Origin of the sequence: Salegentibacter sp., from assembly GCF_041642575.1 — a bacterium.
Taxonomy (GTDB): domain Bacteria; phylum Bacteroidota; class Bacteroidia; order Flavobacteriales; family Flavobacteriaceae; genus Salegentibacter.
The window spans coordinates 1-14,474 of sequence record NZ_JBEPWD010000049.1 but is presented as its reverse complement, the minus strand read 5'-3'; the positions used below and the strand labels follow the sequence as shown (position 1 = coordinate 14,474).

Here is a 14,474-nt window from a genome sequence, read left to right as displayed (position 1 = left end):
TTCGAACCGGTTTTACAGCGCTTTCCTATTAAAACTTACGGAAAAGATTCCCTAAGCAAAACAACCGTGATAGATGTAACCGATCTTTACACGAAAGATGTGATGGCGCTTGGCCTTCCTGACAGAAGCCGTAAACAATACAAGGTGTCCCGCCTGGACGATTCCCGTTCTTATATAGACACCATTAGAAGCTACCCCGAAAATATCGAGGTACGTCACGTAAAAACTTATAATGCCGGCGAACCGCCTTCAAACGCGAGTACCGGTTCTATTTCTTTGGAATTTAGCAACTCTATGATCCTGCTATCCGAAGTACCGATGGAGCGCAGATATTTCGACCAACGCGTGGGATGGTTTGCCCGCGGACAGGTCGATTACGGATTGGAAGACCATAAGAGTAAAGAGGTAAAATACCTTGATCGCTGGAGACTTGAAGTTAAGGAAGAAGACAAAGAAAAATTTGAACGTGGGGAATTAGTAGAACCTAAAGAACCCATTGTATATTATATAGACCGTGCCACTCCCGAGAAATGGAGACCTTATATTAAGCAGGGTATTGAAGACTGGCAGGTAGCATTTGAGGAAGCAGGTTTTAAAAACGCGATTATAGCAAAAGATCCGCCAAGCAAAGAGGAAGATCCGGATTGGAGCCCTGAAGATGTTCGCTATTCGGTAGTGAGATACCTGGCCTCTCCTATTCCAAATGCTAACGGACCTCATGTTAGTGATCCACGATCAGGAGAGATTCTTGAATCGGATATCAACTGGTATCACAACGTGATGACCTTACTTAGAAACTGGTTCTTTGTACAAACTGCTGCCATTAACGAAGACGCCCAAACTCCCGAATTCGAAGATGAAGTTATGGGTAGATTAATCCGTTTTGTATCGGCTCATGAAGTTGGCCATACTATTGGATTACCACACAATATGGGAAGTAGCGTTGCATATCCCGTAGAAAAATTACGTGATCCCGAGTTCACCGATGAATTTGGAACTGCACCTTCAATAATGGATTATGCTCGTTTCAATTACATTGCCCAGCCAGGAGATGGAGATGTCGCCTTAATGCCGAATATTGGGCCATATGATAAATATGCAATCAAATGGGGTTACAAGCCAATTCTGGATAAAACACCTGAAGAGGAGAAAGAAGTCCTTGACCAATGGATTCTGGAGAAAGCAGGAGACCCGCTTTATCGCTTCGGAAGACAACAAGGTGGCGGAGTTATTGATCCGAGTTCACAAACTGAAGATCTTGGAGATGATGCCATGCTTGCAAGTGAGTACGGAATTAAAAACCTGAAACGCATTGTTCCCAAACTAATTGAATGGACAGCGGAAGACGGTAAAAACTATGAAGACCTTGACGACCTTTACACGCAGGTTCTTGGACAATATAATCGTTATATGGGCCATGTTGCTGCAAACATTGGTGGTGTTTACGAATATTATAAAACCTATGACCAGGAAGGTGCAGTATATACTCATGTGGATACTGAGGACCAGGAAAGAGCGATGCAGTTTTTACACAATCAACTCTTTACAACCCCTGAATGGCTTATAGACCAGGAGATTTTCAATAAAATTGAATTCGATGGTAATATTGAACGAATCAGAAACTTCCAGGTTCGCACCTTGAATAATATCCTTGATTTCGGTCGAATGGCTCGTCTAATGGAAAATGAAGAAATTAATGGTGACGAGGCTTATGGCCTGTTAGACATGATGGGAGATGTACGTAAAGGAATTTTTAGTGAATTAGCCAGTGGACAAGAAGTTGATCGTTATCGAAGAAATCTTCAGCGTGCCTATATCGACAGAATGGAATATTTAATGACTGAAGAACAACCTCAAATTCCAGCCCGTATGCGTGCCTGGTCTTCCAGGAGTGATGTAAATGTTGCACAAAGTGATATTCGTCCTGTAGTTCGTGGGGAACTTAAAACCCTGGAACGCCAGATTAGAAATGCCATTAACAGAACTGGAGACACAATTACCAGATATCACCTTCAGGATGCATTAGAAAGAATAGATCTTATTTTGAATCCTATAAAATAATATTCAGATTACAAGGTATTTGTTAAATTGCTTAAAGGCCTGCCGATTTTTTGGCAGGCCTTTTGCTTTTCTATTAAACCTATCCCACTTTTGGGAGTCTTAATAACAAAAATAAGATACTATGAAAAAGATAAGTTTAATCCTTGTGCTGATGATATCGGTTTCAGCTTTTGCACAGGAAAGAAAGCACAAGAAAGCCCATCAGGATCGCGTAGAAATGACTGCGGAAGAAAGAGCTAGCCTTAAGACCCAAAAAATGAACTCTGAATTAGACCTGACTCAGGACCAACAAGAGGAAATAAAAAAGCTTTTTACTGAACAAGCTAAAGAAAGAGAAGAATACAAAGCCGAAAAAAAAGAAGCCCGAACTAAGAACGCAACTGCCAGAGCAAAACGTTCAGAAGGAAGAAATCTACGGGTTGAAAAACGCGAAGAACATCGGGAAAAGATGAAAGAGATTCTCACAGAAGAGCAATTTGCAACCTGGACAGAAAACATGACCAAAAGAGAACGCAAAGCTCACAACAGGGAAAACAGAAACTACCGTAAATAATTTTAGTTTGTTTGAGTGGACAAAGAAAATCCGGAAATCTAATTAAGCTAAAGCCAGGCTAAACAAAAGATTTTCTTCTTTGTCAAAATAGAAAAGGCCGTCTTATTCAGACGGCCTTTCTTTATTTTGGGTTTAACCATTAGTATATTTAATCCCTTCCCATATAGATACTAAGAAAGTATAGCAAGGTAGCCAAAGAACCAACCGCGGCTACTACGTAGGTACGTGCTGCCCATTTTAAGGAATCTTCAGCGGCATCGTGTTCCTGAGTGGAAAGCATATTTTCATTTTCTAACCATACTAAAGCTCGCTTACTGGCATCATATTCAACCGGAAGAGTTACAAAGCTAAAGAGGGTACCCATACCATAAAGAATAATTCCTATTAACAAAATAGTGCTGCCCATCGCTGTGGTCATCATTAACATTAATCCACCAAAGATCACCCATTGGGAAAATCTGGAGGCCACGCTTACTACAGGCACAAGTTGGCTACGCAATTGTAACCAGCTGTAGGCCTGGGCATGCTGTATAGCGTGCCCCGTTTCATGAGCTGCAACGGCCGCTGCAGCTGCGTTTCGCTGGGTAAAAACTCCTTCGCTTAAGTTTATGGTTTTCTTCTGCGGGTTGTAATGGTCGGTAAGCATTCCAGGGGTGGAAATGACTTTTACATCATGAATTCCATTATCGCTCAACATCCTTTCAGCAATTTCTTTTCCACTCATACCGTTTTGCAAATGAACTTTAGAGTATTTCTTGAATTTACTCTTTAGTTTATTGCTCACATACATACTAACTATAAATAGTACACCGGCAATTATATAATATCCTATCATTTCCTAATCAATTTATTTTTTTTAGAACTTCAAATATAGCAAAAACCTCGCCACATAACACCAGATCATTTGCACGGGTTGAATAAAAGAATCCGTTCAAAAACCTTATTTATCACTTTAAGATAATACCTATATTTGCAGCAATTAATTATAAAGCAGCTATGCAGTATAAAAGAATACTTTTAAAATTATCGGGAGAAGCATTAATGGGAAACCGTCAATATGGCATTGACCCAGAGCGGTTGGCAGAATATGCTACTGAGATAAAAACTGTCACCGATAAAGGTGTTGAAGTAGCTATTGTGATTGGAGGCGGAAATATTTTTAGAGGTGTTGCCGGAGCCAGCAAAGGTATGGACCGCGTTCAGGGAGATCATATGGGGATGCTTGCCACGGTAATAAACGGGCTTGCCCTCCAGGGCGCCCTAGAAGACGCCGAGGTTCAGACCCGCCTGCAATCCGCAATTCATATCAATGAAGTAGCTGAACCATTTATAAGAAGACGAGCGATAAGACATCTTGAAAAAGGCAGGGTAGTAATTTTCGGAGGAGGAACCGGAAACCCATATTTCACCACAGATTCTGCAGCGGTGCTTAGAGCCATAGAAATTCACGCTGATGTTATTCTTAAAGGCACCCGCGTAGACGGTATCTACACAGCCGATCCTGAAATCGATGCCAAAGCAACAAAATTTGATTATATTACCTTTGACGACGTAATTCGAAAAGGCCTTAAAGTAATGGATACAACTGCCTTTACGTTAAGCCAGGAAAACGATTTACCCATTATAGTTTTTGATATGAATACCCCCGGAAACCTTTTAAAAGTAGTAACCGGTGAAAATATAGGAACAAAAGTAAATCTATAGTTCAAAAAAAACCTGCATTTTAAACTTTAAAAAGATGGAAGACGAAATTGAATTCATTATTGATAGCACCAAAGAAGGGATGGAAAAAGCCATTTCTCACCTTAAAAAACAATTAGCAAACATCAGGGCCGGGAAAGCCAGTCCATCGATGGTTGGCGGTGTGATGGTAGAGTACTACGGTTCTCAAACCCCACTTAATCAAGTGGCCAATGTAAACACACCTGATGCCCGAACCATTTCTATCCAGCCTTTTGAAAAAAGCCTTATTACTGAGATCGAAAGAGGGATTATGCAGGCTAATCTTGGGTTTAACCCAATGAACAATGGTGAAAATGTAATCATAAGCGTTCCGCCATTAACCGAAGAAAGAAGAAAACAGCTTACTAAACAAGCAAAAGCTGAAGCTGAAGACGCTAAAGTTGGAGTCCGCAATGATCGTAAATCGGCTAATCAGGAACTTAAAAAGCTGGATATTTCTGAGGATCTCCTTAAAGCTTCTGAAGACGAAGTACAGGAATTAACAGACACATATATCGCACAAATTGATAGAATTCTCGAGGTTAAAGAGAAGGAGATCATGACTGTTTAAAAACAAGACACTCCTTAATTTAACATACAATTGTCAGATAAGCATAGCCATGCCTGTCTGACAATTTTTATTTTAGGCTAATATTGCAGAAATTTAACCTAACCAATAAAGAAATAATATGCGTCACTGCCTCTTCCTCGCTTTCGTTTGTATTGTTTCTTTTTCTAATGCTGTTGCACAACATCAAATTTCGGGACGGGTTGTAAATTCTGCAACCGGTGAACCGCTCCCTTATGCAAAAATCTCTATTCAGGATCAACCTACCAGCCTTACCAATATTGACGGGTCCTTTTCCATTAATCTGAAGAAATCTCTTACCGAAGCCACCATTTCCTATGTTGGTTATTCCCCCCGAACTATAGAGCTTTCTGCCGCAACAGAATTTATCCTTATCCGGCTGAAGCCTTTTACTGAAACCCTGGACGCTATTTTATTGGATTCAGAAGAGAATCCTGCCAACAGGATCATCAGAAAAGCCATTGCCAACCGCGTCCAGAATGATCCCGAAAAAGCTCTGAATTCTTTTAGCTTCAGAAGCTACAACAAATTCTTAATCGACAATGAAAACAATCTTTTAAGCCTGGATACCGACAGTACAATGCTGGAAGTTGAAACGATTATCAAAACCGGAGCCGCTTATTTTTCAGAAAAAACATCAGAATATCGATTCGAGAAGGGAAAGGATCTGAAAGAAGTGGTTTTAGGAATGAAAAATACAGGCTTTAGTAAACCGGTTTATGAAATGCTGATGCTTTCGGTAAATCCGTTTTCTCTCTATAAAAAAGATTACAACATCTTTGAAACCGAATATGCCGGGCCGCTTTCCAAAAAGGCTTTTAAAAATTATGAGTACAGGATCCTGGATACTACCAGCACCGAGAGACCGGCTTATATGGTTTATTTTAAACCAAAACGGAAACAGGCCGTCGCCGGATTGGAAGGAATTTTATACCTGGATACCACGAGTTATGCTATTCAGAAGTTCAAAGCGCAGTTGCTGGGTGCTATTAAACTTGAAACGGAACAGGAATATCAATATTTTGAGCAGGAAAATCTCTGGTTTCCGAAAGAACAAAATACCCGAATAAGGCCGGGTAGCGGCGGGAAAGATATTTCGGTTTTTGGTGGCGTGATCTCTACGGGCCGCCTCCAGGGAGGAGGAGATATTATTAGCACGGTGCTTTCGGGAGATGATACAGAACCCGGTCTCTTCCTTACTTCTACTTCTACTAATTATGGAATTCAGCTCAATTGGGGAGAGAAAATAGAAGATCCTTCTGCGCAGGTAGAGGTCTTATCGGAGGCGTTTAATCCCAGTGAAGATTTCTGGAAGAAAAACCGGCAACAAGCCTATACCTATGGGGATGAAGTTTTAGAAAAGAGAGTTGTTGATCTGGTAAATGAAAAAAATGTAGAACGCCAGATAGAAATAAAAAATACAATCACCTCTGGGTTCTACCCTGTTGGTTTCTGGGATTTTGACCTGGGAAAATTCTTTAAATATAATAACTACGAAGGGTTGCGCCTTGGGTTTGGGGGAAAGACCAATAATAGAATTTCAGATAATTTCAACCTTAATGGTTATGCTGTTTATGGGTTCAAAGATGAAGTTTTTAAATATGGTCTGGGCACCAAAATAGCCCTTCATCAACCAAGTGGCACCAATCTTAAACTAAATTACACCAGCGATATCATTGAAGTGGGGAGTTTTAATTATCTGCAGGGCATTAACGAATTCTCGATCGTTGAACCCCGTTTTGTGAATATTAGTTTCTTCTATACTGACAAAACATTTAGCGGGAGCCTCACCCACCGCTTTACTTCCAGGCTTAACAGCGAATTGCAATTAAGTCATAGCCAGATAGAAAACATCCGGGATTATGCCTATATCTATGAGGGGCAACAGCTAAGTGATTATAAGCTCAGCCAGGCCACTTTTTCTTTTTTATGGCGGCCATTTGCAAGATTTTTAAAGACCCCAACAAGTAATATCCTGATTGAAAAGGGATATCCTAAATTCACAGGGCAGATCAGCCAGGCTTTTTCAGGTTTAATGAATGGGGATCTTAGTTTCACCAAAGCGGGATTAAAAATAGAACATGAAATTAAAAGACTAGACAGATCCCGTACTGAATTCATCCTGGAAGGAAATTATGCTACAGGTGACATCCCACTCACCCATGCTTTTCACGCTTTTCCCAACAATGGACAACAACCGGACATACTGGGCCGTTTCTCAGTAGCAGGGCACACGAGCTTTGAAACCATGTATTACAATGAATTCTTCAGCGACCGCCAGGCGATGCTTCATATTAAGCACCAGTTCAGACCAATGGAGCTTAATAGGTTTATGAAACCTGAATTTGTAATCATTTCCCGCCATGCCATAGGTTCATTTAAAAATCCTGAGGATCATGCGAATATTTCCTTCAATACCCTGGATCACGTTTACTCAGAAGCAGGACTGGAGCTAAACAATATTCTGGCCGGTTTTGGGCTCGGAACCGCTTACCGATATGGCGGTTATAACCTGCCGGGTTTCAAACAGAATTTTGCGTTTAAATTCACCTTTCAGCTACAGATCTAAGGCCTTACTTTAAATACTAAAACCCTACTATTTAGTGTGGCTTTTTATACCTTTGCACTCGCTTAAATTTTACCTATGTCCAGGATTTTCAGCTTTGGTTTTTGGAATTCTCTTGCGAGGATGATTCTTCGTAACCGAATTATAATTATTCTATTGGTAGTGGCTGCCACTGCGTTTTTGGCTACCCAATGGAAAAATATGCAGTTTTCCTATACCGAGGCCAATTTGCTGCCGGATGATCATGAGGCTAATATTACATATAATAATTTTCTTGACACTTTTGGAGAAGAAGGCAATCTGGTGATCCTTGGGGTTAAGGATTCCACCTTATTTACTCCGGAAAAGTTTGAAGCCTGGACAGCTTTAAATGAAGAACTGGAAAATTATTCGGAAGTAGATTATGTAATTTCTGTAAGCAATTTAAAGAAGCTGGAAAAGTTCAACGATCCCAACCGCTTTGAAATGGTTCCTTTTATCGATGAAGAAAATCCCGATAGAAAGCAGCTAAAAGCATATGAAGACGAACTTTTTACCGCCCTGCCTTTCTACGAGAACCTTGTTTACAGTTCGCATTCGAATACTATCCAATCGGCGCTTTATATCAATAAAGAGATAGTAAATTCTGAAGAGAGAAAAGATTTCGTCCTTGAAAAGCTCCGCCCACTCATCCGGGAATTTGAGGAAGTGCACGAAATTGATGTGAAGGTCTCGGGAATGCCCTACATAAGAACCCTTAATTCACAGAATATCATTGATGAAATTGGGCTTTTCATCCTGGCCGCGCTAAGTGTAACATCACTTATTTTCTTTTTCTTCTTCCGATCGATTCGCGCCACGGTAATTTCTATGATAACTGTTTGTATTGGGGTAATGTGGGCTTTTGGAGTTATTGGGCTGTTGCATTATGAGATAACCGTTCTTACCGCTTTAATTCCACCGCTTATTATTGTGATCGGGATTCCTAACTGTATTTTCCTTATCAATAAATATCAGCAGGAAATTAAAAAACACGGAAATCAGGCAAAATCACTTCAGCGCGTAATCACCAAAGTGGGGAATGCCACCCTGATGACCAATGTTACCACGGCTTCAGGTTTTGCAACCTTTATACTTACTGACAGCACCTTGCTGAAGGAATTTGGTTTGGTAGCTTCTATAAATATTCTGGCAATTTTTGTGCTCAGCCTGTTAATCATTCCAATAATTTACAGCTATATGTCTGTTCCTAAAGACAAGCACCTTAAACATTTAAACAAAAGATGGATTGGAGGTTTTGTAGACTGGACGGAACGCATGGTAAGACACCACAGAATAGCAATTTATATTATTTCGGTGCTTTTACTTGCAGTTAGTATTATTGGAATTTACACCATAAAAATTTCAGGGAGTTTACTTGAGGATATGCCACAGGAAGCTACCTTCTTTCAGGATATTAAGTTTTTTGAAGAAGAGTTCGATGGCGTGATGCCCATGGAAATTCTCGTAGACACCAAACGTCCTAAGGGTGTAATGAAACTCTCTACCCTTAAACGACTGGAACGACTGGAAGAAGAAATTGGCGATGTCCCCGAGCTTTCTAAACCGCTCTCGGTTGTACGTTTAGTGAAATATACCAAGCAGGCGTATTACAATGGAAATCCTAAGTACTTTCAGCTTCCTACCTCCCAGGAACAAAATTTCATCATGCCTTACACCAAAGGGATGAATGCTGGAGAAAACCTATTGAATTCCTATGTGGATTCCACCGGTCAATATGCTCGCATCACTACATTCATGAAGGATATTGGCACCGATAAGATGGAACGCATAGAAGAGAATCTCTTACCGGAGATCAACAAGATATTCCCGGAAGAGCAATATGAGGTTTCATTAACCGGTAAAGCGCTAATCTTCCAAAAAGGAACTAATTACCTTGTGAAAAACCTGGTGATCTCGCTTTCTCTGGCTATTTTCCTCATCGCTCTCTTCATGGCCTGGATGTTCAGGTCTTTCAGAATGATCCTGGTTTCCCTGGTTCCAAACCTGCTCCCGCTTTTAATTACTGCGGGAATGATGGGTTTCCTGGGCGTTCCTATAAAACCCTCTACCATACTCGTTTTCAGTATTGCTTTCGGGATTTCAGTAGATGACACCATACATTTTCTTGCAAAATACAGGCAGGAGCTCAAGGCCAACAACTGGAAGATAAAACGTTCGGTATATGCGGCACTTAGGGAAACCGGAGTGAGTATGTTTTACACCTCCATTGTGCTTTTCTTCGGATTCTCGGTATTTATGATAAGCAGTTATGGTGGAACTGTCGCACTGGGAGGACTAGTTTCTGCAACTTTGCTTTTTGCCATGCTCTCCAATCTTTTATTATTACCATCGCTTTTATTATCCCTGGAGAGAAGCATAGCCAATAAGGAAGTGATGAAAGAACCCTCCATGAAGATCATTGAAACCGAAGAGGATGAAGAGGAGATCCTAAAAGAAGAACGCAATCACCCCGAATAAATTAATTAAGCCGAAAGGCGTTCAAAATAAAACGCTTACTTGGTAAGCATAAATGGAAAAATTATCTTTGTTTCTTTCTAAATCTAACATACATGATACACGCAAAAATTGCTGATATATTAGACAGCAATCAGTTTTTACAGGAATTTGAAGTGAAAGGTTGGGTACGCTCATTCAGGAGCAATCGCTTTATCGCGATGAACGATGGTTCAACCATCAACAACCTTCAGTGTGTTGTAGATTTCGAAAATTTCAATGAAGAACTCTTAAAAAGGGTTACGGTTGGAGCAGCCATACGGGTTCTTGGCACACTAAAAGAAAGTGAAGGCAGTCAGCAACGTGTAGAAATTGAAGTTAAGGAACTGGAGATTCTCGGCGATGCCAATCCCGAAGATGTAAAACTAACCATCCTTTCTCCAAAACGCCACAGCCTTGAAAAACTTCGTGAGCAGGCTCACCTAAGAGTTCGCACCAATACTTTTGGCGCTGTGATGCGCGTACGTTCCAAACTATCTTTTGCCGTACACAGTTATTTTCAGCAAAATAATTTCCATTATGTAAATACCCCAATAATCACCGGAAGTGATGCTGAAGGAGCCGGGGAAATGTTTAAAGTGACCGCCTTTGATTTAAAGAATCCTCCAAAAAAGGAAGACGGTAGTATAGATTATAAAAAGGATTTCTTCGGAAAAGAAACCAATTTAACTGTTTCGGGCCAACTGGAAGCAGAAGCTTATGCGCTCGGACTCGGCCAGGTTTACACATTTGGACCAACTTTCAGGGCAGAAAATTCAAATACGTCAAGACACCTTGCAGAGTTCTGGATGATTGAGCCTGAAGTGGCCTTCTGTGATCTGGATGGCAATATGGATTTAGCCGAAGATTTCATCAAATATGTCTTAAGATACGTTCTGGAAAATTGTACGGATGATCTGGAGTTTTTAGCGCAAAGACTTGAAAACGAAGATAAATCTAAACCACAAAATGAACGCAGTGATATGAGCCTACTGGAAAAACTGCATTTTGTTTTGGATAATAACTTTAAGAGGGTAAGCTATACCGAAGCGATCGAGATATTAAAGAACAGCAAGCCTAATAAAAAGAAGAAATTTAATTATGTAATTGAAGAATGGGGCGCCGATCTACAGAGTGAACATGAACGTTTCCTTGTAGAAAAACACTTTAAATGTCCTGTGATCCTGTTTGATTATCCGGCGAATATCAAGGCATTCTATATGCGCCTTAATGAAGACGGAAAAACTGTACGGGCTATGGATATCCTTTTCCCGGGAATTGGAGAGATCGTTGGCGGTTCACAAAGAGAGGAGCGTCTTGACGTATTGCAAAACAAGATGAAAGAACTCGATATCGACGAGCAAGAACTTTGGTGGTACCTCGATACCAGAAAGTTCGGTACCTGTGTTCACAGTGGTTTTGGACTCGGTTTTGAACGTCTGGTACAGTTTGTAACAGGCATGGGCAACATCAGAGATGTTATACCTTTCCCAAGAACCCCACAAAACGCTGAATTTTAATATTTGAAACTCATTGAAACCCATATTGTTCCTGCAGGCGTTAAAGATATTCGGTTGCAGGAATATGCGGTTTCTATCTTCAAAGCCGCACCTACAAAAAGCAGCATCAAAAAAGCAATAAAACGCGGTGAAATTAAAATTGATGGCGAAGCCGCAAATACCGGAGACTGGATAAAAGAAGGGCATAAAATAGAACTTTTTGGACAGGAGGCCCCTAAAAAAATATTCAGCTTAAACCTTGAGATCCTTTTTGAAGACGATCATATTGCAGTTGTAAATAAACCGGCCGGATTTCCCACCAGCGGGAATTATTTCAAAACCATCACCAATGCGCTTCCTTTTAATTTAGAGCCTTCAGAAGCCTCCACAGCGCTCCCGGCACCACAACCGGCTCACCGGCTGGATAATGCGACTTCGGGCCTCCTGCTGATCGCAAAAACGGGCGAAAGCCTTCGCAGACTTCACAGAGATTTCGAAGAAAAGAAAATTCAGAAAATATATACCGCTTTGGTTCATGGCATTTTTCCGAAGCAGAATGTGTGTCAGGATGATATAGAAGGTAAGACTTCTGAAACCGAAATTCACTTGATTAAATCCTTTCGATATAATGGGGTTAACCTTACTCTGGTTTCAGCTATTCCCAAAACAGGACGTACTCATCAAATTAGAATTCACTTGTCTCGTGCCGGTTTTCCAATCGTGGGCGATAAATTATATGGGCTGGAAAATAATCTGCTGGATCAAAAAGAATTATTTCTTGCGGCGACTACCTTGAAATTTCAGCATCCGAAAACACAGGAATGGATTAATATTGCAGTCGCACCTCCCAAAAGATTCATAAAAATTAAAGATCAAAGTAAGCTTACTTAACAAAATTTTACCACAATCACTTACTGTGCCAAAGCTTGTGTAGCGTTGTTTTGCTTATTTTTGTAAAAGGTCAAATATTTTATATGCTTAAACAACAATTAAATCTAAAACTCTCACAGAAGCTATCTCCTCAGCAAATTCAGCTGATGAAATTAATTCAGCTTCCCACCCAGGCTTTTGAGCAACGGGTAAAGGAAGAATTAGAGGAAAACCCTGCCCTGGAAGATGGAAAAAATGAGGTTGAAGATGACTATGATGCTGATTTATCAAATGAGAACGCAGAAGATGATGACTTCGGAAATGAAAGTATAGAGACCGAAATTGATGTGGATGAATATCTAAGCGATGATGAAATTCCTAATTACAGGCTTCAGGCTAATAATTACAGTGCTGATGATGAAGAAAAAAGCGTCCCCTATGCTTCGGGTACCTCATTTACCCAATATTTAAAAACTCAGCTTAGCACCCTAAGGTTTACCGAAACCGAACAGGAGATCGCAGATTTTCTTGTGGGAAGTATTGATGAAAGCGGATATTTAAGAAGGGAACTCCAGGACGTGGTAGATGATCTGGCTTTTACTCAAAATGTCTATACCGATGAAAAATCGGTTGAGAGTGTTTTGGAGAAAGTCCAGGAATTGGATCCCGCCGGGGTTGGTGCACGTTCACTTCAGGAGTGTTTGCTACTTCAATTGGACCGAAAGGAACCAACTAAAGGCGTTCAACTCGCGACAGATATTCTGGACAGGTCATTCGATCTTTTCAGCAAAAAACATTATAAAAAGCTGCTTTCGCGTCACGACATAAGTGAAGATGAGCTCAGGGAAGCTATTGAAGTGATCGAACATCTGAATCCAAAACCCGGTGGTTCATACTCGGGAAATACCAGAATGGTAGAACACGTGATCCCCGATTTCACTATTAAAATTGTAGATGGCGAATTAGAATTAACCCTGAACGGGCGAAATGCACCGCAGATGCACGTTTCACGGGATTACAGCGACATGCTGAAAGGCTACAAAGAATCTAAAGAAAAGACCAAGGATCAAAAGGACGCGGTGATGTTCATCAAACAAAAACTTGATTCAGCTAAATGGTTCATCGAAGCTATTAAACAGCGCCAGCAAACTCTTATGGTTACAATGAGCTCTATTATGAACTACCAGAAGGAGTATTTCCTTACCGGAGATGAGCGAAACCTCCGACCAATGATCCTCAAGGATATTGCCGATGAAATTGGAATGGATGTTTCCACGGTTTCCAGGGTAGCCAACAGCAAATACGTAGACACACCCTATGGAACCAAGCTGATAAAGGAATTCTTTTCAGAATCGATGAAGAATGACCAGGGCGAAGATGTATCTACCCGGGAGATCAAAAAGATTTTGGAGATGTCTATTGAAGAAGAAAACAAAAGAAAGCCTTTAACCGATGAAAAACTCGCTAAAGTATTAAAAGACAAGGGATATCCAATTGCACGTCGTACGGTAGCAAAATACAGAGAACAACTTGATATTCCGGTGGCTCGTTTACGAAAGGAAATTTAATGAAAGTTCTTTTAAAAAGCGCTTCGTATATTTTTCATCCTATCTGGATGCCGTTAGCGGGAAGTTTATTCTATTTCATAATAACCCCTCGGTTTTTTCCTTCGGGGGTAATTCAGGCTAAACTTCTTGCCATTGCTATTCTTACCATTTTCATTCCCATTGTTTTTTATTTTCTTTTAAGAAATCTTCGGAAAGTGGACAGCATTTTTATGCAAGATGCCAGCGAGCGCAGGTGGCCTCTGTTCTTTTTTATTTTACTGCTGCTCATGGTACTCAAGCAGATCCTGAACGTTTATAATTACCCTTCCCTCTATTTTTACTTTGCAGGAATCCTGGCTTCAGTAATCCTGGCGTATTTCTTTGCAGTTTTTAAATTAAAGATAAGCCTTCATATGATGGGCCTTGCGGGCCTAACAATGTTTCTGGCAGGTCTAAGTATACATTACCACATAAACCTCGTCTATAGCATTCTTTTCCTGGTCCTGGCCATGGGATTAACCGGTTCTTCCCGTCTATATTATAAGGCACACAC

At 40.6% G+C, this 14,474-nt stretch carries 11 protein-coding genes; 10 read left to right on the top strand and 1 reads right to left on the bottom strand.

The annotated features are described in order from the left end of the window. Both ACESK1_RS08755 and ACESK1_RS08750 read left to right on the top strand, forming a co-directional pair. A partial coding sequence (locus ACESK1_RS08755; RefSeq protein ID WP_372919808.1) for a zinc-dependent metalloprotease occupies positions 1–2,061 on the top strand: 2,061 nt, incomplete at its 5' end. 121 nt (positions 2,062–2,182) lie between these two features. Then, on the top strand, positions 2,183–2,614 hold the full coding sequence (locus tag ACESK1_RS08750; protein ID WP_372919807.1) for a Spy/CpxP family protein refolding chaperone: 432 nt from the start codon (positions 2,183–2,185) through the stop codon (positions 2,612–2,614). Positions 2,615–2,762: 148 nt separating this feature from the next. Here the strand turns inward: ACESK1_RS08750 and ACESK1_RS08745 are convergent, their stop codons facing one another. Beyond that, positions 2,763–3,449 carry a zinc metallopeptidase gene (locus ACESK1_RS08745; RefSeq protein ID WP_372919806.1) on the bottom strand — a complete coding sequence of 229 codons (687 nt, stop codon included), beginning with the start codon at positions 3,447–3,449 and terminating at the stop codon, positions 2,763–2,765. A 161-nt stretch (positions 3,450–3,610) separates the two neighbouring features. On the opposite strand from ACESK1_RS08745, the gene pyrH reads away from it, so the two are divergent. From pyrH to ACESK1_RS08705, 8 genes are all read left to right on the top strand, one after another. After that, complete coding sequence (pyrH, locus tag ACESK1_RS08740; protein WP_372919805.1) at positions 3,611–4,318, top strand: UMP kinase; 708 nt, start codon at positions 3,611–3,613, stop codon at positions 4,316–4,318. Between the two features lie 34 nt (positions 4,319–4,352). Beyond that, entirely contained in the window at positions 4,353–4,907 is a 555-nt protein-coding gene (gene frr, locus ACESK1_RS08735) for a ribosome recycling factor (protein WP_372919804.1), read from the top strand. Positions 4,908–5,025: 118 nt separating this feature from the next. Continuing rightward, a complete protein-coding gene (locus ACESK1_RS08730; protein WP_372919803.1) occupies positions 5,026–7,494 on the top strand; it encodes a DUF5686 family protein in 2,469 nt (822 codons plus the stop codon). A gap of 75 nt (positions 7,495–7,569) precedes the next feature. Continuing rightward, on the top strand, positions 7,570–9,990 hold the full coding sequence (locus tag ACESK1_RS08725) for an RND family transporter (RefSeq protein WP_372919802.1): 2,421 nt from the start codon (positions 7,570–7,572) through the stop codon (positions 9,988–9,990). 92 nt (positions 9,991–10,082) lie between these two features. Further along, complete coding sequence (gene asnS / locus ACESK1_RS08720) at positions 10,083–11,525, top strand: asparagine--tRNA ligase (RefSeq protein WP_372919801.1); 1,443 nt, start codon at positions 10,083–10,085, stop codon at positions 11,523–11,525. Between the two features lie 3 nt (positions 11,526–11,528). Then, complete coding sequence (locus tag ACESK1_RS08715) at positions 11,529–12,395, top strand: RluA family pseudouridine synthase (RefSeq protein ID WP_372919800.1); 867 nt, start codon at positions 11,529–11,531, stop codon at positions 12,393–12,395. Positions 12,396–12,478: 83 nt separating this feature from the next. Then, positions 12,479–13,942 carry an RNA polymerase factor sigma-54 gene (gene rpoN, locus ACESK1_RS08710; RefSeq protein ID WP_372919799.1) on the top strand — a complete coding sequence of 488 codons (1,464 nt, stop codon included), beginning with the start codon at positions 12,479–12,481 and terminating at the stop codon, positions 13,940–13,942. Next, positions 13,942–14,474: hypothetical protein (locus ACESK1_RS08705; RefSeq protein ID WP_372919798.1), on the top strand; the 533-nt coding region annotated here is incomplete at its 3' end. The genes rpoN and ACESK1_RS08705, both read left to right, overlap by 1 nt.